The sequence below is a fragment of the Nonomuraea sp. NEAU-A123 genome (assembly GCF_018603905.1).
In the GTDB taxonomy this organism is placed as follows: domain Bacteria; phylum Actinomycetota; class Actinomycetes; order Streptosporangiales; family Streptosporangiaceae; genus Nonomuraea.
Genome location: NZ_JAHFZZ010000022.1, coordinates 61677 through 83087, shown reverse-complemented (window position 1 = coordinate 83087; position 21411 = coordinate 61677). Strand labels below are relative to the sequence as shown.

Sequence of the window (21411 nt, the reverse complement as noted above, 5' to 3'; positions counted from 1 at the left end):
CTTGCCAAATTTACTCGGCTAAGTTAAAAATTACTTGTGCAAGTAAGAAAGGAAGACTCCGTCACGACCTCCGCCCGGCGGGCGCAGATCGTGGCGGCCACTATCGAGACGATCGCCGACCTGGGCTACCACCAGGCGACCTTCGCCCGCATCGCCGAGAAAGCCGGGCTCAGCAGCACGCGGCTGATCTCCTACCACTTCGACGGCAAGGACGACCTGATCGGCCAGACGATCACCACGATCTACACGGAGATCGGGACGTTCATGGCCGAGCGGGTCGGCGCCCAGACCAGCCCCGGCGCCGCACTCGACACCTACATCCGCTCGCTGATCGAGTTCATCAGGGACCACCGCCGTGAGATGCGCGCGGCCACCGAGGTCTTCCTGAACTACCGGCCGGAGAAGGGGACCACCGCGCAGGAGGCGGCCATCGACCCGGCCTCGCTCCAGCACATCGAGCGGCTGCTGTCCTGGGGGCAGGAGTCCGGCGAATTCCGCAGGTTCAACACCCGCGTGGTGGCGATGGCCATCCAGCGGGCCCTGGACGGCCTGCCGTTCCTCCTGGAGGGCGACCCCACCGCCGACCTCGACGTTTACACGGAAGAGCTGGTCGAGCTCTTCCGCCTGGCGACCCGGGCCAGGTCATGAGCTCACGGAGCAAGGCACTGCTGCTCGTGGTCATCGACCTGGTCCTGCCCATCGGCCTCTACTACGTGCTGCGCGCGGCCGGCGTGAGCTATCACTACGCGCTGCTGATCAGCTCCCTGCTCCCGGGCCTGAGCGTCGTCGCCAACCTGGTACGCCTCCGCAAGCCCGACGGGCTCAGCCTGTTCATGACGGCCATGATGGTGGGCAGCGCGGCGATCTCCCTGCTCGTCCACGACGCCCGCTTCCTGCTGGCCAAGGACGGCTGGGTCACCGCCATCTCGGGCCTGTGGTTCCTGGCCAGTGTCAGAGGCCGGCAGCCGCTGGTGTTCGCCTTCACCCGCTTCTTCCTGGAAGGGCGCGTCGGCCCCCTGGACGGCGGCGGCTCGCGCCGCGAGTCCTGGGACGTCCTGTGGGACCGGCTGCCCGCCTTCCGCAGGATCTGGCGGGTGGCGACGGTCATCTGGGGCATCGGGCTGCTGGCCGACGCCGCCGTCCGCGTGACCATGGCCTACACCCTGCCGCCCGACGTCGTCCCCGGCTTGGGCGGCCTGCAGTACGGCGTCTTCATGGTGCTGATGCAGGTCGTGATGGCCTGCTACCTCGTCCCCACCGGCCTGTACAACCGCTGGTCGGCGCTCTACTCCCCGCTCAAGGAGATACCCGCGTGACCGCCTCGTTGGCGTAATCTGCAATAGTCGTGTCATTGACGCCATGGACGGCCGCTGACCAGCATGGAAGGCATGGACCGCCGCGTCGTCATCGTGATCTTCGAGGGCTTCCAGCTGCTCGACATGGCAGGTCCGGCCGACGTGTTCTCGGTGGCGGACCTGCTGGTCAAGGACGGCGGATACCGGGTCGAGGTGACCGCGGTCAGCGCCGGGCCCGTGGCGGCCGGGCACGGGATCGCCACCATGGTGCCGACGCCGTTGCACGAGATCGAGGGGCCGATCGACACGCTGCTGGTCGCGGGCGGGTTCGGCACGATGACGTGGCTACGCGACCGCCGGATGATCGAAGGCGTCACCCGCCTGGCCGCGACCGCTCGCCGTACGACGTCGGTCTGCAGCGGGGCGCTCATCCTGGCCGAGGCCGGGCTGCTCGACGGCCGGCGGGCCACCACGCACTGGCTGGTCGCCGACCAGATGCGCGAGTGGTACCCACGCGTGGAGGTGGACCCCGACCCGATCTACATCAAGGACGGTGACGTGTGGACCTCGGCGGGGGTCAGCGCGGGCGTGGATCTCGCGCTGGCCTTGGTGGCCGCGGACCACGGGCACGAACTGGCCCGGCAGGTGGCCAGCGGGCTGGTCGTCTACCTGCACCGACCCGGCGGACAGAGCCAGTTCAGCACCTCGATGAGCGCCGTCGCGCCGCGGAGCGAGCCGCTCAGGGAGTTGCAGGCCTACATCGACGCCAACCCGGACGCCGACCTGAGCGTGCCCGCGCTCGCGCGCCGCGCCGGGATGAGCGAGCGCCACTTCTCCCGCGTCTTCACCGAGCAGGTCGGCCTGTCGCCCGGCCGGTACGTGGAGCGCAGCAGGGCCGACGCCGCCCGCCGCCTGCTGGAGATCACCGACCGGCCGCTCGACCGGGTGGCCAGGGAGTCGGGGCTGGGCCGTCCGGAGACCCTCTACCGCGTCTTCCGCCGCAACTGGCGGGTCTCGCCCGGCGACTATCGCCGCCGGTTCCAGGCAAAGGAGAGTTGATCATGCACGTCGCGATTCCTCTGTACGACGGCTTCACCGCGCTCGACGCCGTCGGGCCGTACACGACCTTGGCCTACGCGCCCGGTGTCAAGGTCACGTTCGTCGCCAAGGAACGCGGGCCCGTCGACGACGACCGCGGCACCCTGACGATCACGGCCACCGCGACGTACGCGGAGCTGCCGGACCCGGATGTGGTGCTGGTCCCGGGCGGGTTCGGCACGCTCGCCGCGCTGTCGGACCAGGCGCTCGTCGGCTGGATCGCCGCGGCCGGCGGGCAGGCGCGGTGGACGACCTCGGTCTGCAGCGGCTCGCTGCTGCTCGGCGCGTCGGGCCTGCTGAAGGGGCGCAAGGCGACCAGCCACTGGGCGGTGCTCGACCTGCTGGCCGAGTACGGAGCGGAGGCGGTGAGCGAGCGCGTGGTCGTCGACGGCACGGTGGTGACGGCCGCCGGGGTGTCCGCCGGGATCGACATGGGCCTGACGCTGCTCGCCCGGACGAGCGACGTGGAGACGGCCGAGGCCGTTCAGCTGCTGATGGAGTACGACCCGGAGCCGCCGTTCAACGCGGGCTCGCTGAAGACGGCTCCCGAGGGCACGCTGGAGCGGGCGATGGCGCTATTCGGGTAGCGCGGCCGGGTTGCGGGCGAGCAGCCCGCCGTCCACCCGGTGCTCGGCGCCGGTGATGAACGACGAGCGCGGCCCGGCCAGGAACGCCACCACCTCCGCCACCTCCTCCGGCCTGCCCACCCGGCCGAGGGGGTGCGCCCGGCCCCACTCCGCGACCTGCTCCTCCTGTGACAGCGGCCCGCGCCACAGATCGGCCGCCCAGCGCAGCATCGGCGTGTCGACCGAGCCGGGACAGACCACGTTCACCCGGATGCCGTCGGCCGCGTGGTCGAGCGCCATCGCCCTGGTCAGGCCGTTCAGCGCGGACTTGCTGGCGGTGTAGGCGGCCACCTGCGCCTGCGAGGCGAACGCCTGCACCGACGACATCACCACGATCGAGCCGCCGCCGCGCGCCCGCATCCTCGGGATGGCGGCCTTGCAGGTCAGGTAGACGCCCTTGAGGTTGATGTCGAGCACCTCGTCCCAGACGTCCTCCGGCGTGTCCTCGACCGTGCCGTAGCGCTGGACGCCCGCGCACGTCACCACGATGTCGAGCCCGCCGTACCTGGCCACGGCCAGGTCGACCAGGTCCCGCATGTCGCCCGCCCGCCGTACGTCCGCGACCCGGCCGGTCACGTGCTCGCTGTCGAGCAACGCCTCCTTGTCCACCCCGCAGAACACCACGGACGCCCCGCCGTCGGCCAGCCGGTCGACCACCGCCCGCCCGATGCCCATCGACCCGCCCGTGACCAAGGCCACCTTGCCGTCGAACTCGCTCACGTCAATACCTCCGCGCGCAACCTCAGCACCTTCGTCTCGTGCGGGCCCAGCGTGAGCGCGGTGCCGTTCGCCACCGCCTCGGCCAGGCCGTTGGTGGGCATGCTGGAGAACGGTTCGAGCCCGACCGTGTAAGCCCGTCCCCACCAGGGGTAATCGATGGTCGCGCCGACCTCCTGCCACATCCACAGGTACGGGAGAACCGAGGCATCCCACTCCACCCGCATGCTGACATCACCGGAAATTTCGTACCAGCCCTCGGTAAATCCGGTGAGATACACGACCTCGCTCGGCGACCCGCGCTCCGGCACCACGCTGAGATCCGTCTCGCCGCCGCCGTCGGCGGGCACCACGGGCCACGTCCACGGCCCGCCCGCCCTGACCCGGCGGCCGACCGGGTTGATGGCGCTCTCGTGCGGGATGACCGTCACGCCCTCCGGCAGCCGGATGCGGGAACCCGGCTTCAGGAACGGATGGCCGTACACGATGTGCTGCCCCCACATGGCGTGCAACTCGAGGCCGGACTCGTTGGTCACGCGCCCCTCGATCTCCAGCGCGGCCGTCCCCGACGCCAGCCGGAAGGTCTTCTCCACCCGGTACGGCAGGCGCCGGGTGCGCACGCTCAGCCGTACCGCGACCTCCTGCTCGGAGTCGGCCACGATCTCGGCCTGCCACGGCAGCCCGGCGACCTCCCCGTGCTGCGCCAGCCGGGCGCCTCGGTACTCGCTGGGCGCGCCGCCACTGGGGAAGATCTCCTGCCAGCCGCCCTCGTAGTGGTCGATGAACTGGGCGACGTCGTCGGCGGCGCCCTGCAGATGATCGTGCGGGTTGCGCAGCCCCTGCGGGGAGAGCCACACGAAGTCGGTGTCGGTTGGCTTGTGCAGGAATTCGATGACGTCGCCGCCCTTGTCGGGCACGACGGTCACGCGGAGCCGCTCGTTCTCCAGCACGACCGCCCGCAGCCCGTCGATCACGACGGGCCGCAGGCGGGCCGCCCAGTTCCGCGTGCTCACCCGAAAGTCACGTCGATGAAGCGTGGCCGGTAGATCGACGAGTCCCTGTAGTGGTCAGTGTTGACGAAGCTGTTGACGTTGTAGGAGACCACCAGCCCGTTGCCGGACACGTCGGGGTGCGCGTGGGCGTTGTAGGTGAAGATGTTCCCGCCGGTCTCGGGGGTGGTGTAGACGGCCTGCTTGCCGGTGAACGGGCCGAACGGCGAGCACGAGGTGTACGCCACGATGTGCGAGCTCAGCACCTCGCTGGTGTCATGCGTGATCAGCACGTAGGCGTTGCCGACCTTGGTGACGCTGTACTCGTTGGCCACGTCGCTCATGATCCGGGCCGAGTCGGCCTCGTTCGCCGACCAGGTGCCGTCGGCCTTGAGGTACTGCCACTGGCCGAGCAGGCTCTGGCCGGGCACCCGGGCGATGTGCATGTACTTGGGCGAGCCGAGGTCCTCCACCCCGTAAACGTAGGTGTAGCCGCCGTCCTTGAGAATGCCGGAGGCCCACGACACGCCGTACGAGGATGGCAGGCCGGTCACGCTGAGCGGCTGGTCGAGCCGGCCCGGCGCGAACCTGGCCAGCACATTCCGGTGCCAGCGCCAGTCCCACGCGCCGGTGCCGTAGCGCTCGTACTCCTGGTAGGTCACCTCCACGATGCCGCCCGCCACTGTGCCGTCTCCGGCCCAGTACCAGTGGTTCTGGTCGCGCGGCGGCATCACCGCGGTCGGCTGCGCGGTGGTGCCGGCGTGGATCGTGGACAGGTTGCCGTTGTTCTCCACGGCGAAGGAGTTGTTCAGGAAGACGGTGTCGCCGCCCTCCCCGACCACCGGCGGACGGCTGCCGTCGGCGTTGATCTTGCCCAGGAAGGTGTCGGAGAAGATCCACACCTCACGCCCGTTGGGCAGCTTCAACGAGTAGGTGCCGTCGGCGCCGGTCCAGTCGTCGACGCGGCTGTTGTCGTTGCCGTACGCGGTGAACAGGCTGGTCAGCCTGGCGTCGACGGACGCGCCCCGCACTGTCGGCGCGCACGCCGCGCGGGTGGTCGCCTGCTGCGTCGTGGCGGCGGAGACGGACGGCACTGGTTTGGGCGGTGCGGCCAGTGCCTGCTGGGGCACGGCGGCGAGGCTCAGTAATCCGATGGCGAGGGGGATGAGGGCGGACCGGAATCGCGTCATCACACGTCCTAAGGGAGGGGGGTACCCTACAGTTCTAGTCATTTGATCACTTGGTGTCCAGAGGCTCACAGGGCACTGATCGGAATGTTGCGGAAGTGACCAGACTGTTGTCGTGGTTTGCGGGGTTTCGCGGCATGAGGCGATGATGATCGGGTAGGCCGCTGCCATGTCCATTGCGCGCTATGAGGGATGGCTCCTGGCCGGGCGCTACCGGTTGCTGTCCGAGCTGGGCCGGGGCGGCATGGGCAAGGTCTGGCGGGCCCATGACGAGCTCCTGGATCGCGAGGTCGCGGTCAAAGAGGTCATCGTCTCCGGCCCGCGGCACGAGGAACTGGCCGCCCGGACGATGCGGGAGGCCCGCATCGCCGCCCGGCTGAGCCATCCGCACATCGCCGCCATTTACGACGTGGTGCTGGTCGACGAACGCCCGTGGATCGTGCTGCAACTCATCCCCGCCCGCAGCCTCGCCCAGGTGATCGCCGAGCGGGGCCCGCTCCCCGTGGCCACCGTCACCCGCATCGGCCTGGAACTGCTGGACGCCCTGCGCGCCGCGCACGCCGCCGGCGTCCTGCACCGCGACATCAAGCCCGCCAACATCCTGCTCACCGACGACGAGCACGCGGTCCTGACCGACTTCGGCCTGGCCACCACCGTCGACGAGGAATCCCACGTCACCCGGACGGGCATGGTCGTCGGCACACCCGCCTACATAGCCCCTGAGCGGGCCAGCGGCGGACCGTCCACCCCGGAGGCCGATCTGTGGTCGCTGGGCGCCACCTTATACGCGGCCGCCGAGGGCCAATCGCCCTTCGCCCGCAGCACCGAGATGGCCTCGCTGACCGCGGTGCTGACCGGCCCGCCCGCCCCGTACCACCGGGCCGGCCCGCTCGCCCCGATCATCGACGGCCTGCTGGAAAGGGACCCGACCCAGCGCAGCGACGCCGACCGCGTCCACAGGCAACTGCTGCGAGTGGCCGCCCTGAACGAGCCACGACCGGCCCAGTCCGACGCGTACCGGCACCACGAGGGCCAGGCGATGGGAGGCCTGAAGGCGGCGCGCCGGCTGACGGCGGTGCGTGGCCTGAAGGCGGTGCGACCGCCGAAGACCGCACCATCACTGAAGGCGGTGCGCCGGCAAGGGAAAGCACAGCGGCTGAAGGCCGCGCGGCGGCTGATCGCCGAGCGCTGGCGCGAGACGGCCGTCATCGCCGCCTTGTTCGCCGCCGTCGTCGCCACCGGCTCCTGGTGGACCGCCGCTCCCATCGCCGACCCCGTCGCGCCCACCCAGACCACCCCCGCCAAGGTCGCCGCCGACCTGGCCTTCGACCTGACCGGCGTCCCGCAGGTCCGCAACGTGTCCCGCAAACGACTCCCCGACACGTCCGACGGACCCGGACAACCCGCCGTCCACCCGGCCTCGACCCCGGCACCCTCCTCCGGCAAGGCCGCCGCCGCACTGAAGAAGGCCCAGAAAGCCGCCGCCAAAAAGGCCGCCAAACTGGCCAAAGCCAAACCGGTCAAGCCCGTCAAGGTCCACGGCAAGAAGCACTAGCCCGGCCGCACGTCCCACGCTCAGGGGGTCGCGGAGGGAGACTTCTCCGGTGGTGCCTGGACTGTGGGTAAGGGGGCGATGACGTTGTTCACCAGGGCCGTGGCGGCGGTCGTCCCGATGGCGATGGCGATGGCGGCCAGCGGCGCGGCCAGGGCCCTCAGGGTGCGGATGTTCCTGATGCGCACCCACGGCTCACCTGCCAGCGACATCAGCCGCCATTCCCACCACAGGCCCAGGCCGAGGCTGACGACCGCGATGTCGCCGACTGCCACGAGCACGCTGATCAGAGCCTCTCTCGGCGTGGGCGGCGGCATGTCGGACAGGCTAGGGCCCTGCGTCGAGGCGACCACCAGCGTCCGCACGTACGTCGGCAGCTCGATGAGCAGCGCGGCGACCAGCAGGACGAGCGACTTCGCGATCGGGTTCGCGCCGCGGACCCGCGGATAGAAGTACCCGAAGATCATGCACAGCGCGGGGAGCGTCAGCAGCGGCGACAGCGCGAGCACGAACTCCAGGCCGCCGCTCTGCCAGCTCCCGGCCGCTTCGATGATCCGTACGGCCGAGAGCGGCAGCGAGAGCAGCGTCCCCACCAGGAGGGCGGCCATCCCGTTCTGCCACGGTGTACGCCCGGCCAAGGTGGAGAACGCGAGGTCCGAGTCGACGGGCCCCGTCCAGTCGTCACCCGCGCGCTCCAGTGCCGCGCGCCGCTCGTCGAAGTCCTCCGACGACAGCTCGCTGCCCGTCCCCTGCCATTGCCGGAGCAGTTGTGTCAGGGCGGTGCGTACGGACCGGCGCCGGATCATGTCCCGTACGAGAAGCCGGTGCTCTTCCTCGGAGACCGGAGTGCCCGCAGCGCGTTCGGCGTGGTGGTACCGGACAGCAGCAGTGCGATGCTCGCCCGCGCGAGGAGAAGCATGATCCCCAAGAACCCCACCAGTTGCCAGCTGAGCACCAGCAGGCAGCCGCCGTGTGGAAGGCCACCGCCGACGTGAGCGCTTCGGCGCTCTGGCCGATCCGCCGAAGGCGGAGGATGAGCATCACGAGCGCCAGCGACGGCAGGCCGTACAGCAGGATGACGAGGATCTGAGCACCGGGCTCCGAACCCGAGTGCCAGGTCCATTCCCCGGCGATCCACTCCTCCGGAGCGGAGGCATAGGCCAGGACGCCGATCGTCGCCGACACGATCGCCGCGCAGAGCACCGCCGTGCGCCAGGACCAGCGGCTGGGTCACCTCGGTGGCCCAGCCGAAGGCCACCACGGACCCGGTCAGGGCGAGTAGCACGGTCAGCACGGCGACGCCGGGGACGATGCCGGCCCAGACGGCCCGCGCGGCCAGCAGTACGCCGGCGCCCAGCAGCACCAGCGCGACACCAGGGAGCGCTTGCTGCCATCGGGGCACAATCGCGACCGCAGCCGAGAGGACTGCTGCGATGGACAGCGACAAGGCGGGGAAGCCACCGACAAGGACCGCCAACCCCCAGGTCGCGAGAGTCACGCCTGCCGCCGCGGCCGCGACGGAGCTCACCACGACCGGGATCTTCCCGGCGCCGCTCACGCCGCGCCGGGCGGAGGAGATCGACAAGAGCGGAAGGCCGGCCGCCAGCAAGCCCAAGCCCGCCACCCAGGCGGCCGTCGGCATCCCGCCAGCCAAAACCAGGAAATACGCGACCGTCAGCCCGGCCAGGAGCAGCCGGTTGCGGCGGCGGCGCCACCACTCACCGCCCAGCGCACGGACGAGCGAATACAGCAGCACCAGAATGGCCGCGAACCCGGTGACCCATGCGAGTGCGGACCCGCTGCGCGCCAGGAAGTCGAAGTCCGTCCGGAGGAACTCCTCCCCGGGCACCTCTTCTCTGCCCTCGATGTGCGCGCCGATCCCGTCGTCTCCGGAGAGGTAGCCCGCGACGGAGCCGCTCTGGCCGTCCCTGATGAAGGCGACCCTGATCGACTGGTTGCCGCCCAGGCGCAGGTAGTGCTGGTCCTGGCTGAGAGGGGGCGAGCCGTGAACGCCGGCCACCGTCCAGCCTGTCGCGGAGAGGACGATCTCGTGTGCCGAGAGGGGGAGCACGCCGTCTTCCTCCGCGGGTGGGGAGAACTCGATGCCGACGTAACGCCCGTCGCCGAGGTAGTAGCTGCCGTAGCCGACGCCCGTGAAGGTGACGACGGCCTGGTGCGAGCCGTGTTCCACCTGGATGACCGGCAGCGCGAACACGATCGAAAGGGCGCTGCTGCCCACATCGGTCTCGACGGTGCCCAGCCTGTCCGTGACGAACGTGGTGGGCGCGTAGGCGGCGGCGCCCGCGCGCAGAGCGGCCAGGTCCGGGTCGTCGTCGGGCACCCGCACCTCGTGTGTGACCTTCAGCTCGAAGACGTGGTTGCCCAGGGTAGGGTCGCCGGGCGCGGCCAGGCCTGCTTCGGGGTGCTCACGCCAGGCGTCCGGCTCGGCCTCGGCCAGCGTGATCCACGTCGCGGCGGTCCGCGGCGGTCCGGACGGCGCGGGGGTTGCCGAGCTCCCGGTGACCACGAGCTCCGCGGTGCCGAACCGCTCCTGTCCCTCACACCTGACGTTCACTTCGTACGTGCCCGGAGTGAGCGCGTACTCCAGCTCGACGTCGGCGCCGACGCCTCCGGACGGCAGGGGCATGTCGAGGGTCGCCATCGAGAAGAAGGCCGTGGAGGTGGCGACGGCGCCGTTCTGGATGTTTTCGCACGAGGCGGTCACCCGGACCGATTGCGTCCCGGCCGGCACGCTCGGCGGCTCGACGGTGACGCGGAGCGGGTTGGGCGAGGCACTGTCAGACGGCTCGGCTACCGGCGCCTCCTGCGGTACGGCCGGCGCGTCGATGCCCGTGACCAGCCACGCCCCGGCGAGCAGGCCCAGAAGCACGACCGCGCCGAGCCATGCGAACGTGCGGCGACGAGATCCTGGCCCAGAGGGCGAAACCTCCACATCGCCATGATCTAGCCCATATTCCAGGTCCGCCAGAGATATCACTCAAGGCGGCATCAAGATGGTTGTCGCCGATCTGACCGGTGAAATGGAGATGCCCAGCCGGCCGGACGGCGGATACCCTCGCGGCAGGAGCCGGAGGGGAATGCTATGCCGCACGTCGAAGTGGGACATCTGACATACGTGCTGCCCGATGGGCGGCCGCTGCTCAACGACGTGTCCTTCCGGATCGGCGAAGGCGTCAAGGCCGCGCTCGTCGGGCCCAACGGCGCGGGCAAGACCACGCTGATGCGGCTCGTCGCCGGGGATCTGCAGCCGGTCGCGGGCAGCGTGGCGAGCTCCGGCGGGCTGGGGGTGATGCGGCAGTTCATCGGCAGCGTGCGTGACGGGAGCACGGTGCATGACCTGCTGCTCAGCGTCGCCCCGCCGGCCGTGCGGCAGGCGGCCGAGCGGTTGGAGCGGGCCGAGCTGATGATGATGGAGCGCGACGACGAGAAGGCGCAGATGCGCTACGCGCAGGCCATCACCGACTACACCGACGCCGGTGGTTATGACATCGAGGTGCTCTGGGACACGTGTACGGTGGCCGCGCTCGGCGTGCCGTACGACAACGTGAAATATCGGGATGTGGCGACGTTGTCCGGCGGCGAGCAGAAGCGGCTCGTGCTCGAGGCGCTGCTCCGCGGGCCGGACCAGACGCTGCTGCTCGACGAGCCCGACAACTACCTCGACGTGCCGGGCAAGGAGTGGCTGGAGCAGGCGCTCAGGGAGACGCCCAAGACGGTCCTGCTGGTCAGCCACGACCGGCAGTTGCTGGCCAACGCGGCCGATCGCATTGTCACCGTCGAGTCCGGAAATATCTGGATCCATGGGGGCGGGTTCGCCACGTACGCCGAGGCCCGCAAGACCCGCAACGAGCGCCTCGACGAGCTGCGCCGACGCTGGGACGAGGAGCACGCCAAGCTCAAGGCCCTGGTCAACATGCTGAAGAACAAGGCCAGATACAACGACGGCATGGCCGCCCCCTACCACGCGGCCCAGACCCGGCTGCGCAAGTTCGAGGAGGCGGGCCCGCCCGAGGAGGCCCCCTCCGACCAGAACATCAAAATGCGTCTCAAAGGCGGCCGCACCGGCAAGCGCGCCGTCATCTGCGAGGACCTCGAACTGACCGGCCTGATGCGGCCGTTCGACCTCGAGGTCTGGTACGGCGAGCGCATCGCGGTGCTCGGCTCCAACGGCTCGGGCAAGTCCCACTTCCTGCGGCTGCTCGCGGACGAGCCGATCGCCCACTCCGGCGTCGCCAGGCTCGGCGCCCGGGTGGTCCCCGGCCACTTCGCCCAGACGCACGCCCGGCCCGACCTGCACGCCCGCACGCCGGTGGAGATCGTCATGGCCGAGCACGCCAGGCTGAAGAACGAGGCCATGAAGATCCTGGCCCGCTACGAGCTGGCCGGGCTGATCGCCGAGCAGCGGTTCGACACGCTCTCGGGCGGTCAGCAGGCGCGGTTGCAGATCCTGCTGCTGGAGCTGTCCGGCGCGACGCTGCTGCTGCTCGACGAGCCGACCGACAACCTCGACCTGGCCAGCGCCGAAGCGCTCCAGGTGGGCCTGGACGCGTTCGAGGGCACGGTGGTGGCGGTCACGCACGACCGCTGGTTCGCCGCGGATTTCGATCGGTTCCTGGTGTTCGGCGCAGATGGCACCGTTTACGAGTCAGCCGAGCCGGTTTGGGATGAGGCCAGGGTCGTACGCCCCCGCTGAATGCGTCAAAGAGGTGAAAGAGTTGGTACGGCAGGCGCGTGTCCCGTCTCTGCCGTGCCCATAGACCGGCTATTACGGCAAAGTGATCCCGCGTAGCCGAACCGTCAGCCTCCTCGCACTCGGGGCGATCTGCCTAGCCGGGTGCTCGAGCGAGGAATCGCCAGCACAGCAGCTCAAGCCGCTCGCCCTCAAGGAGCAGGTGGCCAACATCGTCAAGTCCTCCGACGGCTACGCCGTGAACTGGGCAGGAGTCCTCAACAACGTCAATCCGTGGCACTTCGGCGAACACGTGGTGGCGACGATCATCGGGCGTGACGCCGCCGGCACCGAGGTGGTCCGGATGGACCAGTCGCTCGACGCCGTGCCGCCCGGCGGCTCGCTGGCCTTCACCGGCCAGGTCAACGCGACTCAGAAGCCGGCCAAGGTGACGATCGAGTATCGCCCCGCCCAGTGGCGGCCGGCCGCCCGCATCGCGTCGGCGTTCAAGGAGTTTCCCGTTTCGCGGGTGCAGACGCTCCGACAAAAGGACCATTCTTATCTCATCACCGGCTATGTCGGAAATCCCTATCAGCTTTCCGCCGGCAGCCTCGTGGTCAACGTGTTGCTGCGCGACAAGGCGGGCAAACTGCTCGGCGGCGGCAGTACGTTCGTCGACGACGTGAAGGCGGGCAGCCCGCCGCGGTTCATCCTGACCGTCGGCGGGCTCCCCGCCGGCAGCGAGGTGGACAAGACCGAAGTGACGGCCCGGACCTGGGGCTCGACCGGCCGTCCCTTCGAGGATCTGGCGCTGGGCGGCGCGGTGCCGGTGCACACGGTCAAGCCGACCAGCGAACCGTTCGCCGTGGACCGCGGCAGCCAGGCCCTGGCCGAGCACCAGCAGTAAATTGCTCATCAAATATCAATCAAATAAGCCGATAAATCGGGCGGAGTGGTCATTCGTCGCGGGGTGGCAGCGCTAAATCTACGGGCTTTCTGACAAAGTCGCCGACGGCAAGCGCTGTCATTCCCGCAGAATCGGTAGAACTACAAGTTACTAATCCATTACCTTCGGTCATATGAATGACCGCGCCCTGGTCGAGTCACTCCGCGCCCGCGCCCCGGGTGTCCTCGCCGCGCTCTACGACGCGTACGCCGAGGGCATCCACAGATACTGCTGGTCCCTCCTTCTCAGCTCCGACGGAGCCCAGGTGGCGCTCCGCGACACGATGATCGCGGCGGAGGCCCACGCCGGCTCCCTGGTGGATCCCGGCCGCCTGCGCCCATGGCTGTACGCCCTGGCCCGCGCCGAATGCCTGCGCCGGCGGATGGCCGAGCCGCCGGGCGCCGACGAGGCATTGGCGCAGGCGCCGCCACTCGACGATCCGGTCGACGCCGACCTGCGGGTCATGGCCTGGAATGCGATCCAGAGCCTGCGCCCCGGCGACCGTGAGGTGCTGGAGCTGTCGACCGCGCACGAGCTGTCCACGCCGGAGCTCGCCGCGGTGCTGGGGACGGCGGCGCGCCACGTCGAGGCGGCGCAGGAGGAGGCGCGCGAACGGCTGCGTGACGCGATCACGGCGGAGATCCTCGCCAGGAAGGGCTCCTACGACTGCCCGCGGCGGGCCGGCATCCTGACCGGCTTCTCCGGCGAGCTGACCGCCGAGATGCGCGCCCAGTTGATCGACCACCTCCCGCACTGCCTGACCTGCTCCCCGCAGCGCACCCGTCAGGTGTCGGCGGCCAAGGTGTTCGAGCTGCTGCCCCGGATCCCGCTGCCGGAGTCACTCGGGGTCAGGGTGATGAGCTGCTTCGCCGACCCGGAACTGCTGCCCTATCGCCGCTACGTGGCCAGGAGGGCGGGGGCGCTCGACGCCGCCGGATTTCCCGTTGCCGCGGCGAGGCACCCTCGGAAATGGCCTCAGGCGCTGGCTGGCGCGATGGCGGCAGTCGCGACCGTGGTGGCGATAGCGCTGATCTTCCAGCAGTTCGGCCGGGTCGACGGCGGGGTGCCGGGCATCGCGTCCGCCGCCTTCCCCGCGCCGGGCGAGCCGCCCGCCATCAGGCTGCCCTGGCAGTCCGAGCCCCGGGACGTGCCGATCAGCGTCGAGCCCATCCTGAACAGCACGGTCCCGCCGGGCGCCCGCACCCTGACGACGCCGGCCATCGGCTCCGCTTCGCCCGCCCCAAGCGCACCGGAGACCCGAGAGACCCCCGAAACCGCCAAGACCAAGCAGCCCAAGAGCACTCCCACGCCCGACCACCAGTCCGCCGAGCCCGCGCAAGAGCCGGACAAACACCCGGACATGCAGCCAGCACGGCAGCCGGACAAGCGCCCCGGCGACCACCCGGACAAGGGCCACCACCCCCGGCGCACGCCCTGCCCCACCGACAGCCCGACCCCCGCCGCGCCACCGACCCAGACACCGGTCGCCACGCCGACCGTCACGCCGACTGTCGCACCGGCGCAGACGCCGACCCCGCCCGCTGTCGTCCCGGCCGGCTGAGCCCTTCCATATGGAGTTGTACCAACTGCGCGAGGACCCTCAACTGGGCTGCCGGGTCTGCCCCCTACCGGTCAGCGAGGACCTGGCCGAGCTGATGGCCAGGAGCCATCACATCGCCTGGCCCACCTGGCTCGACCAGGGGCCCCGCATGCTCCGCGACATCCTCGAACTCTGCCGCCTGCGCACCGCCCGCGGCCTGGCCGTCCTGTCCTGGCTGTCGGGGAGCGAGCCGCCCGCCGGGCCGCCGGCCGAGCTCGGCTGGCTCTGGACCTCGCGCCGCCTGACCGGCCAGCGCCAGGAGCGCATGTACGGCGCCGCGGCCGTGGTGCCGGAGCCCGTGCTCGGCCTGGTGCTCGCCAACTGGACCTGGGCGCTCGGCACCTGCCACGGCGGCCGGGTCGCCGCCCCTTACCTGGCGGGCACCGCCTACCCCGGCGACGGGTCGGTGGCCGCCGCCGCCACGATGACCCTCTACCAGACCTTCGACCGGCATCCGGAGTCCCGCCCGGCCATCGCGGCGGCCTGGGCCGTGGCCCGGGCCGGCGCCGACTGGTGCAGGGCGGCCGAGCTGCACGCCGCCTATGGGACGCAGACGCCGGTGTTCACCTATCCCCGGGGGACGGGCCCGGTCCCGGTGGGTCTCCGGCCGTGGATAGAGCGCCTGTTCCGGTTGCGTGGCTGATGTTACGAAAGAGGCCAGGGTTACACAGGGTGACGAACGGGAACTGTGTGCACTATGCGCGCCATAAGAGCCGGACTCATGGTCGTCTGCCTGCTCGTCACCCTGTGCCCGCCGGCTGACGCTGCTCCCGGGCCTTCCCGACGGAAGGTGATGCAGGCTCGGCACACCGTACGGGAGCGGACCAAGGCACTGGGGACGGCCAGCGCGCGGCTCGCCGAGGCCGAGTCACGGCTCGATGACCTGGCGGCGGGGGCGGAGCGGCTGGTGGAGGCGTACAACGGAGAGCTCGTCCACCTCCGGCACGCCCAGCAGGCCCGCGAGCAGGCGCAGGCGCGGCTGGCGCTGGCCGACGCCGAGGTGGAGAAGGCCCGCGCGCCCGTGGCGCTGCTTGCCGTGCAGGGCTACAGCGGGCTCGACATGATCAGGCCGATGCTCGGCATGCTGACCGACACCGGCGACAGCGACGGTTTCCTACACCGGGCGAGCATCCTGCAGGAGCTCGGCGGCGAGCGCGGCCTGGTGCTCGACCGGATGCGAGACGCCCAGGAGGTCTCCGCCATCCTGCGGAGCCAGGCGGCCCGCGCGTACGCCGAGCAGGACGCCGCCTCCGAGCGCGCCAGGCAGGCCAAGATCGCCGCGGAGGAGGCCGTCGCCGCGCAGCAGCGGGACACCAGGGAGCTGAAGACCGAGCAGGCCGCGTGGCAGCGGCGGGTCGACGCCGCGCGCAGCCACGCGGACCTGCTGGCCAGACGCCGTTCGGCGGCGTTGGCGCAGGCGCGGCTCAGCCGCGGGCTGCACGCCTCCGGGTCGCTCATGGGCGACGTCGCGGCCAACTGGGCGCTGACCCAGCTCGGCAAGCCGTACGTCTGGGCGGCCGACGGCCCGGACAGCTTCGACTGCTCGGGCCTGACCATGCGGGCCTGGGAGCAGGCGGGCGTCGGCCTCGACCACTGGACCGGCACCCAGTGGAGCTCGGGCCCGCATGTGCCGCTCGACCAGTTGCGCCGCGGCGACCTGCTGTTCTTCGGCTACGTCCCCGACGACCCGAACACGATCCACCACGTCGGCATGTACGTCGGGGACGGGCTCATGGTGCACGCCCCGCAGACCGGCGACGTGGTGCGGGTCGCCTCGATGTGGCGGGGGGACCTGGTGGGCGCCACCAGGCCCCAGTGATACTGCGATCCGTAGGATCGCCATCAATTCAGTGGGCGTGGCCCTCGTCCTTGGCGCGCTGGAAGGACCGCTTGATCTCGACCTCGGCCTCCATCCGGCCCACCCAGTTGGCGCCCTCGACGGACTTGCCGGGCTCCAGGTCCTTGTAGACCTCGAAGAAGTGCTGGATCTCCAGCCGGTCGAACTCCGGCACGTGATGGATGTCGCGAATGTGCTCCATCCGCGGGTCGGTGGCGGGGACGCAGAGGACCTTGTCGTCTCCGCCCTTCTCATCCGTCATCCGGAACATGCCGACCGCGCGGCAACTGATGTAACAGCCAGGGAAAGTCGGCTCCTGGAGCAGCACCAGCGCGTCGAGCGGGTCGCCGTCCTCGCCTAGCGTGTTCTCGATGAACCCGTAGTCGGCGGGGTACTGCGTAGAGGTGAACAGCAGCCGGTCAAGCCTGATCCGACCGGTTTCATGGTCCACTTCGTACTTGTTCCGTTGTCCCTTGGGAATCTCAACGACAACGTCGAACTCCACCGCGGTTCCTCCGCTCACGCCGAGTGGGCGTTAATGTCTCGTAGGCGAACACCAGGAGAGAGGTAAGGCGACGTGGCGCGGCACGAGCGGTGGGTGATGCTGACCACTCTCGCCATGCTCCAGGTGCTGACCATCGTCATCGGCATCTATGCGATGACCAATGAGTTCAGTCTGGGCGCGTTGACGAGGGGGTCGTCACCGACCGAGCCGACACAGTCTCCCGAAGAGTCTCCCCCCGTCCCCGTGATCACCGCGGGGCCGGTGCTTGCCCAGCTCCAGGTGAGAGCCGGAGACGGACCTCTCGCTGCCAAGCGTACTTTGACCCAGCAGCTCACCGATGCCCTGGGTGACAAAGAGCTGGGGGACCGGGTGGGCGCGGTGGTCATCGACGCGGCCACCGGCCAGCGGATCTTCGCCTCCAACGCCGACATCGGCATCACCCCGGCGTCCACCACCAAGCTGGTGACCTGCACGGCCGCGCTGGCCTCGCTCGGCCCCGACGCGCGTCTGTCGACCCGGGTGACGCAGGGGCAGTCGGCCAACTCGATCGTGCTGGTGGGCGGTGGCGACCCGACGCTCGCCGGGCCGTCGGCCAAGTCCCTGCAGTACCCCAAGCAGGCGTCGCTCGCCACCCTCGCCTCGCGTACCGCCGCCGCGTTGAAGGCCAAGGGCATCACCAAGGTCACGCTCTCCTACGACGCCTCCCTGTTCACCGGTTCCACGCTGGCGCCCGGCTGGAAGCCGGGCTACGTGCCCGACGGCGAGGTGGCGCCCGTCTACGCGCTGGCCATCGACGAGGGGCGGCGCGACCCCGCCGCGAGACAGCCGCGCGTCTCCAACCCGCCGCAGTACGCCGCCGCCGCGTTCGCCAGGCTCCTGCGCAGGTACGGCGTGAGCGTCGCCAAGTCCGTACGGCCGGGCAAGGCGCCCGCCGGGGCCGCCGAGCTCGGCAAGGTCGACTCGGCGCCGGTCTACTCCCTGGTCGAGCACACGCTGACGTTCAGCGACAACGACCTGGCCGAGGCACTGGCCAGGCACGTCGCCATCAAGGAAGGGCAGCCGGCGTCCTTCCAGGGCGCGACCGGGGCCGTGCTCGCGGTGCTGCAGCGGATCGGCGCGGCCAAGGGCATCCAGGTCTACGACGGCAGCGGCCTGTCCGCCCGCAACCGCATCAGCGCCGACGGGCTGGCCCGGGTCATCTCGACCGCCTCCGCCGCGGCCCACCCCGACCTGCACGCCATCGCCTCCGGCATGCCGATCGCCGGCTTCAGCGGCACGCTCGGCAACGGCCGGCGCTTCACCGGCGCCGACAGCAAGGGCCAGGTCGGCCTCGTACGCGCCAAGACCGGCACACTCAACAACGTCAACACCCTTGCCGGCATGGCCACCACCAAGGACGGCCGACTGGTCACCTTCGCCTTCCTGGCGGACCGCGTACCAGCCTCCGCCGAACCGGTCCTGGACCGCCTCGCAGCAATCGTCGCAAGATCCTGAAGACGCCCTAACACCAAAGCTCCTTCGCGTGCTGATGGCGATCCTTCGGATCGCGGCTCAGTCGCTGGAATCCGGCGTCTTCCGATCGTCGTTCAGTCGCTTCGCTCCCTCTCTCCTCACTCCAGACACCGGCGCTCCTTCGCGGGTGGAGCTCGGACCACGTACGGTGGACGTTATGCAGGTGATCGACTGGGATCTGGCCGTCACGACCGGCACGCGCCTGGTGCGCCCCGGTCCTCAGGTGAGCCGGGAGGAGGCCAGGCAGGCCGTCACCGAACTCCGCGCTCTGTCACGCGAGGCCGAGGGACACGTACGCGAGTTCACCAAGATTCACACTGAGACCGCGCCACAGGCGGCGACCATCGTCGACCGCCCCGGCTGGATCAAGGCCAACGTCGAGGGCTTCCGCGTGGTGCTCGAACCGCTCACCCAGCGGGTCGGCGCCGGAGCCAACCCGCCACCGGCGATCGTCACGGCCGTGGGCTCCCGCATCACCGGCGTGGAGGTGGGCGCGGTGCTCGCCTTCCTCGCCTCGCGGGTGCTCGGCCAGTATGAGCTGTTCCTGCCGCCCGACCCGACGGGCCGCGAGCCGGCGGGGCGTCTGACGCTCGTCGCGCCCAACATCGTGCACGCCGAGCGCGAGATGAACGTCGACCCGCACGACTTCCGCCTTTGGGTGTGCCTGCACGAGGAGACGCACCGCGTGCAGTTCACCGGGGTGCCGTGGCTGCGCGAATACATCCGCTCGCAGATGACCGAGTTCCTGCTGGCCTCCGACCTCGACCTGGGCACACTGCTGGAGCGGCTGCGCACCGCCGCCGACACGGTGGCCGACGTGGTGCGCGGCGGCGAGGGCAACCTCATCGACGCCATCCAGACGCCTGCCCAGAAGGAGATCCTCGACCGGCTCACGGCCGTGATGACGCTGGTCGAAGGGCACGGTGACTACGTCATGGACGCCGTTGGCCCCTCGGTGGTGCCGTCGGTGGCCGACATCCGCGCCAAGTTCGCCCATCGCCGCGAGGGCGGCTCGCGCCTCGACCGCACGGTCCGGCGGCTGCTGGGCATCGAGGTCAAGATGAAGCAGTACGCCGAGGGCTCGGCCTTCGTCCGCGCGGTGGTGGAGCAGGCCGGCATGGACGGCTTCAACCGCGTCTGGACCTCACCCGAGACCCTGCCGACGACAGCCGAGATCACCGACCCCAGCGCCTGGGTGCGCCGCGTGACCGGCAGCAACGCCCTGCCCGCCTGATCTGATCATGGGCCCGCACCCGGCAGTCGCGGACGTCCGCAGGGCCGTCCGCGAGGCGCTGGCCGACGTGGCAGACGGCGAGCTCGTGCTGGTGGCGTGCAGCGGGGGAGCCGACTCCCTCGCGCTCGCCGCCGCGCTCGGCTTCGTCGCGCCGCGCGCGGGCCTGAAGGCCGGGCTGCTCACGGTGGATCACCAGCTCCAGGAAGGCTCCGCCGCACGCGCGGAGACGGTGGCCGCACTGGCCCCGGCCCTGGGCCTCGACCATGCCGACATCCTCACCGTGGACGTCGGTACGACCGGCGGCCCGGAAGCGGCGGCCCGAGACGCCCGCTACGCCGCTCTCGCCGAGGCGGCCGACAAGCTCCAGGCCGCGGCCGTGCTGCTCGGCCACACCAGGGACGACCAGGCCGAAACCGTGCTGCTCGGCCTGGCCAGGGGGAGCGGGCTCCGGTCGCTGTCCGGCATGGCTCCGGTGACCGGCCGCTATCGCCGGCCGCTGCTCTCCCTCTCCCGCGCCACCACGGTCGCCGCGTGTACGGCACAAGGCCTCGATCCCTGGGACGACCCGCACAATGCGGATCCTCGCTACACCCGTGTCCGGGTACGCACCAGGGTCCTCCCGCTGCTGGAGTCGGAGCTGGGTCCCGGCGTGTCCGAGGCGCTCGCCAGGACCGCCGATCTCGCCAGAGACGACGCCGACGCCCTCGACGCATGGGCCGAATCGGCGTATCAGGATTGCGCTCTAAGCGATATTGCCGGTTCGGTGACACTGGCCGTACCCGAGCTGGAACGCCTCCCAGACGCCGTCCGGCGGCGCGTTCTGCGACGGGCGGCCATCGCGGCGGGAGCGCAGTCCGGGGCCCTCTCCGCGACCCACGTGCGTGCCGTGGACCGGCTGATCACGGCGTGGCGCGGGCAGAAGGCCGTGGATCTACCCGGGGGGCTGGCCGCTGTGCGGCGGTATGACACCCTGATAGTCGCCATGAGTCCCATCGCGTAAGGAACCACAGGTGGATGCTGCCGATATGGGCAAGGACCTCGAGAAAGTCCTGATTCCCCAGGACGAGCTCCAGGCCAAGATCAAAGAGCTTGCCGGGCGGATCGACGCCGACTACGCGGGCACGGAGATCCTGCTCGTGGGCGTGTTGAAAGGCGCGGTCATGGTGATGGCCGACCTGGCCAGGGCCCTGCACGTGCCCGTTCAGATGGACTGGATGGCGGTGTCGTCCTACGGCGCGGGCACCAAGTCGTCCGGCGTCGTACGGGTGCTGAAGGACCTCGACACCGACATCTTGGGCCGCCATGTGCTGATCGTCGAGGACATCATCGACTCAGGGCTGACCCTCCATTGGCTGCTGGAGAACCTGAAGTCGCGCAACCCGGCGTCGCTGGAGATCTGCGCCGCGCTGCGCAAGCCCGACGCGCTGAAGGTGCCGATCGAGGTGAAGTACGTCGGTTTCGACATTCCCAACGAGTTCGTCATCGGCTATGGGCTCGACTATGCGGAGCGTTATCGCAATCTCCCCTTCATCGGGACGCTGGCTCCCCATGTTTACAAGTAGTCGCCGGGAACACCGCGCCACCTGACGTACGTTGGTAGGGCAAGACCGGTGTAGCGGGCGG

General features: G+C 70.2%; 20 protein-coding genes. 14 read left to right on the top strand and 6 right to left on the bottom strand.

What is annotated here, in order from left to right; genetic code table 11:
- Positions 1–36 precede the first annotated feature (36 nt).
- The 4 genes from KLK06_RS45595 (at position 37) to KLK06_RS45580 (ending at position 2980) form a co-directional block, all read left to right on the top strand.
- Entirely contained in the window at positions 37–648 is a 612-nt protein-coding gene (locus KLK06_RS45595; RefSeq protein ID WP_214641992.1) for a TetR/AcrR family transcriptional regulator, read from the top strand.
- A complete protein-coding gene (locus KLK06_RS45590; RefSeq protein WP_214641991.1) occupies positions 645–1316 on the top strand; it encodes a VC0807 family protein in 672 nt (223 codons plus the stop codon). The genes KLK06_RS45595 and KLK06_RS45590 overlap by 4 nt, the downstream gene beginning before the upstream one ends.
- A gap of 72 nt (positions 1317–1388) precedes the next feature.
- Entirely contained in the window at positions 1389–2354 is a 966-nt protein-coding gene (locus KLK06_RS45585) for a GlxA family transcriptional regulator (protein WP_214641990.1), read from the top strand.
- A gap of 2 nt (positions 2355–2356) precedes the next feature.
- A complete protein-coding gene (locus KLK06_RS45580) occupies positions 2357–2980 on the top strand; it encodes a DJ-1/PfpI family protein (RefSeq protein WP_214641989.1) in 624 nt (207 codons plus the stop codon).
- On the opposite strand, the gene KLK06_RS45575 is transcribed toward KLK06_RS45580, so the two are convergent.
- From KLK06_RS45575 to KLK06_RS45565, 3 genes are read right to left on the bottom strand one after another with little or no spacing between them, the layout of a single operon-like run.
- Complete coding sequence (locus tag KLK06_RS45575) at positions 2969–3739, bottom strand: SDR family NAD(P)-dependent oxidoreductase (protein ID WP_214641988.1); 771 nt, start codon at positions 3737–3739, stop codon at positions 2969–2971. The genes KLK06_RS45580 and KLK06_RS45575 overlap by 12 nt on opposite strands.
- On the bottom strand, positions 3736–4749 hold the full coding sequence (locus tag KLK06_RS45570) for a DUF4432 family protein (protein ID WP_214641987.1): 1014 nt from the start codon (positions 4747–4749) through the stop codon (positions 3736–3738). The genes KLK06_RS45575 and KLK06_RS45570 overlap by 4 nt, the downstream gene beginning before the upstream one ends.
- Positions 4746–5915, bottom strand: coding sequence for a DUF4185 domain-containing protein (locus tag KLK06_RS45565; protein ID WP_214641986.1), 1170 nt, complete (start codon positions 5913–5915; stop codon positions 4746–4748). The genes KLK06_RS45570 and KLK06_RS45565 overlap by 4 nt, the downstream gene beginning before the upstream one ends.
- Positions 5916–6081: 166 nt before the next feature.
- Here KLK06_RS45565 and KLK06_RS45560 point away from each other — a divergent pair, with 166 nt between their 5' ends.
- Positions 6082–7467: a serine/threonine-protein kinase gene (locus KLK06_RS45560; protein ID WP_214641985.1), complete on the top strand. Its 1386-nt coding sequence runs from the start codon at positions 6082–6084 to the stop codon at positions 7465–7467.
- Between the two features lie 20 nt (positions 7468–7487).
- On the opposite strand, the gene KLK06_RS45555 is transcribed toward KLK06_RS45560, so the two are convergent.
- Positions 7488–8270 carry a hypothetical protein gene (locus tag KLK06_RS45555; protein ID WP_214641984.1) on the bottom strand — a complete coding sequence of 261 codons (783 nt, stop codon included), beginning with the start codon at positions 8268–8270 and terminating at the stop codon, positions 7488–7490.
- Complete coding sequence (locus tag KLK06_RS45550) at positions 8267–10417, bottom strand: hypothetical protein (protein ID WP_214641983.1); 2151 nt, start codon at positions 10415–10417, stop codon at positions 8267–8269. Before KLK06_RS45550 ends, KLK06_RS45555 begins: the two co-directional genes overlap by 4 nt.
- Positions 10418–10567: 150 nt before the next feature.
- Here KLK06_RS45550 and KLK06_RS45545 point away from each other — a divergent pair, with 150 nt between their 5' ends.
- The 5 genes from KLK06_RS45545 (at position 10568) to KLK06_RS45525 (ending at position 16519) form a co-directional block, all read left to right on the top strand.
- On the top strand, positions 10568–12178 hold the full coding sequence (locus tag KLK06_RS45545; RefSeq protein ID WP_214641982.1) for an ABC-F family ATP-binding cassette domain-containing protein: 1611 nt from the start codon (positions 10568–10570) through the stop codon (positions 12176–12178).
- 82 nt (positions 12179–12260) lie between these two features.
- Complete coding sequence (locus KLK06_RS45540; protein WP_214641981.1) at positions 12261–13061, top strand: hypothetical protein; 801 nt, start codon at positions 12261–12263, stop codon at positions 13059–13061.
- A 172-nt stretch (positions 13062–13233) separates the two neighbouring features.
- Positions 13234–14661, top strand: a complete 1428-nt coding sequence (locus KLK06_RS45535) for a sigma-70 family RNA polymerase sigma factor (RefSeq protein ID WP_214641980.1) — start codon at positions 13234–13236, stop codon at positions 14659–14661.
- A 10-nt stretch (positions 14662–14671) separates the two neighbouring features.
- Positions 14672–15343, top strand: coding sequence for a hypothetical protein (locus KLK06_RS45530; RefSeq protein WP_214641979.1), 672 nt, complete (start codon positions 14672–14674; stop codon positions 15341–15343).
- Positions 15344–15493: 150 nt separating this feature from the next.
- A complete protein-coding gene (locus tag KLK06_RS45525; RefSeq protein WP_214641978.1) occupies positions 15494–16519 on the top strand; it encodes a C40 family peptidase in 1026 nt (341 codons plus the stop codon).
- A 28-nt stretch (positions 16520–16547) separates the two neighbouring features.
- Here the strand turns inward: KLK06_RS45525 and KLK06_RS45520 are convergent, their stop codons facing one another.
- Entirely contained in the window at positions 16548–17042 is a 495-nt protein-coding gene (locus KLK06_RS45520) for an inorganic diphosphatase (protein WP_214641977.1), read from the bottom strand.
- Between the two features lie 72 nt (positions 17043–17114).
- Between KLK06_RS45520 and dacB the strand changes: the two genes are divergently transcribed.
- The 4 genes from dacB to hpt all read left to right on the top strand — a co-directional run bounded on the left by dacB (position 17115) and on the right by hpt (position 21350).
- Positions 17115–18536, top strand: coding sequence for a D-alanyl-D-alanine carboxypeptidase/D-alanyl-D-alanine-endopeptidase (dacB, locus tag KLK06_RS45515; RefSeq protein ID WP_214641976.1), 1422 nt, complete (start codon positions 17115–17117; stop codon positions 18534–18536).
- A gap of 175 nt (positions 18537–18711) precedes the next feature.
- Positions 18712–19788, top strand: a complete 1077-nt coding sequence (locus tag KLK06_RS45510) for a zinc-dependent metalloprotease (protein ID WP_214641975.1) — start codon at positions 18712–18714, stop codon at positions 19786–19788.
- A gap of 4 nt (positions 19789–19792) precedes the next feature.
- The gene (tilS, locus tag KLK06_RS45505) at positions 19793–20788 is read left to right on the top strand and encodes a tRNA lysidine(34) synthetase TilS (RefSeq protein ID WP_214642058.1); all 996 of its coding nucleotides are present in this window, start codon (positions 19793–19795) and stop codon (positions 20786–20788) included.
- Between the two features lie 10 nt (positions 20789–20798).
- Complete coding sequence (gene hpt / locus KLK06_RS45500; RefSeq protein WP_214641974.1) at positions 20799–21350, top strand: hypoxanthine phosphoribosyltransferase; 552 nt, start codon at positions 20799–20801, stop codon at positions 21348–21350.
- Positions 21351–21411: the final 61 nt, after the last annotated feature.

Bases quoted from the DNA above. Each gene is read 5' to 3' on its own strand.
- KLK06_RS45535 (WP_214641980.1), top strand. From the start codon at position 13,234: ATGAATGACCGCGCCCTGGTCGAGTCACTCCGCGCCCGCGCCCCGGGT.
- KLK06_RS45545 (WP_214641982.1), top strand. From the start codon at position 10,568: ATGCCGCACGTCGAAGTGGGACATCTGACATACGTGCTGCCCGATGGG.
- KLK06_RS45580 (WP_214641989.1), top strand. From the start codon at position 2,357: ATGCACGTCGCGATTCCTCTGTACGACGGCTTCACCGCGCTCGACGCC.
- KLK06_RS45525 (WP_214641978.1), top strand. From the start codon at position 15,494: ATGCAGGCTCGGCACACCGTACGGGAGCGGACCAAGGCACTGGGGACG.
- KLK06_RS45560 (WP_214641985.1), top strand. From the start codon at position 6,082: ATGTCCATTGCGCGCTATGAGGGATGGCTCCTGGCCGGGCGCTACCGG.
- KLK06_RS45590 (WP_214641991.1), top strand. From the start codon at position 645: ATGAGCTCACGGAGCAAGGCACTGCTGCTCGTGGTCATCGACCTGGTC.
- KLK06_RS45530 (WP_214641979.1), top strand. From the start codon at position 14,672: ATGGAGTTGTACCAACTGCGCGAGGACCCTCAACTGGGCTGCCGGGTC.
- KLK06_RS45585 (WP_214641990.1), top strand. From the start codon at position 1,389: ATGGACCGCCGCGTCGTCATCGTGATCTTCGAGGGCTTCCAGCTGCTC.
- KLK06_RS45555 (WP_214641984.1), bottom strand. From the start codon at position 8,270: ATGATCCGGCGCCGGTCCGTACGCACCGCCCTGACACAACTGCTCCGG.
- KLK06_RS45510 (WP_214641975.1), top strand. From the start codon at position 18,712: ATGCAGGTGATCGACTGGGATCTGGCCGTCACGACCGGCACGCGCCTG.
- KLK06_RS45565 (WP_214641986.1), bottom strand. From the start codon at position 5,915: ATGACGCGATTCCGGTCCGCCCTCATCCCCCTCGCCATCGGATTACTG.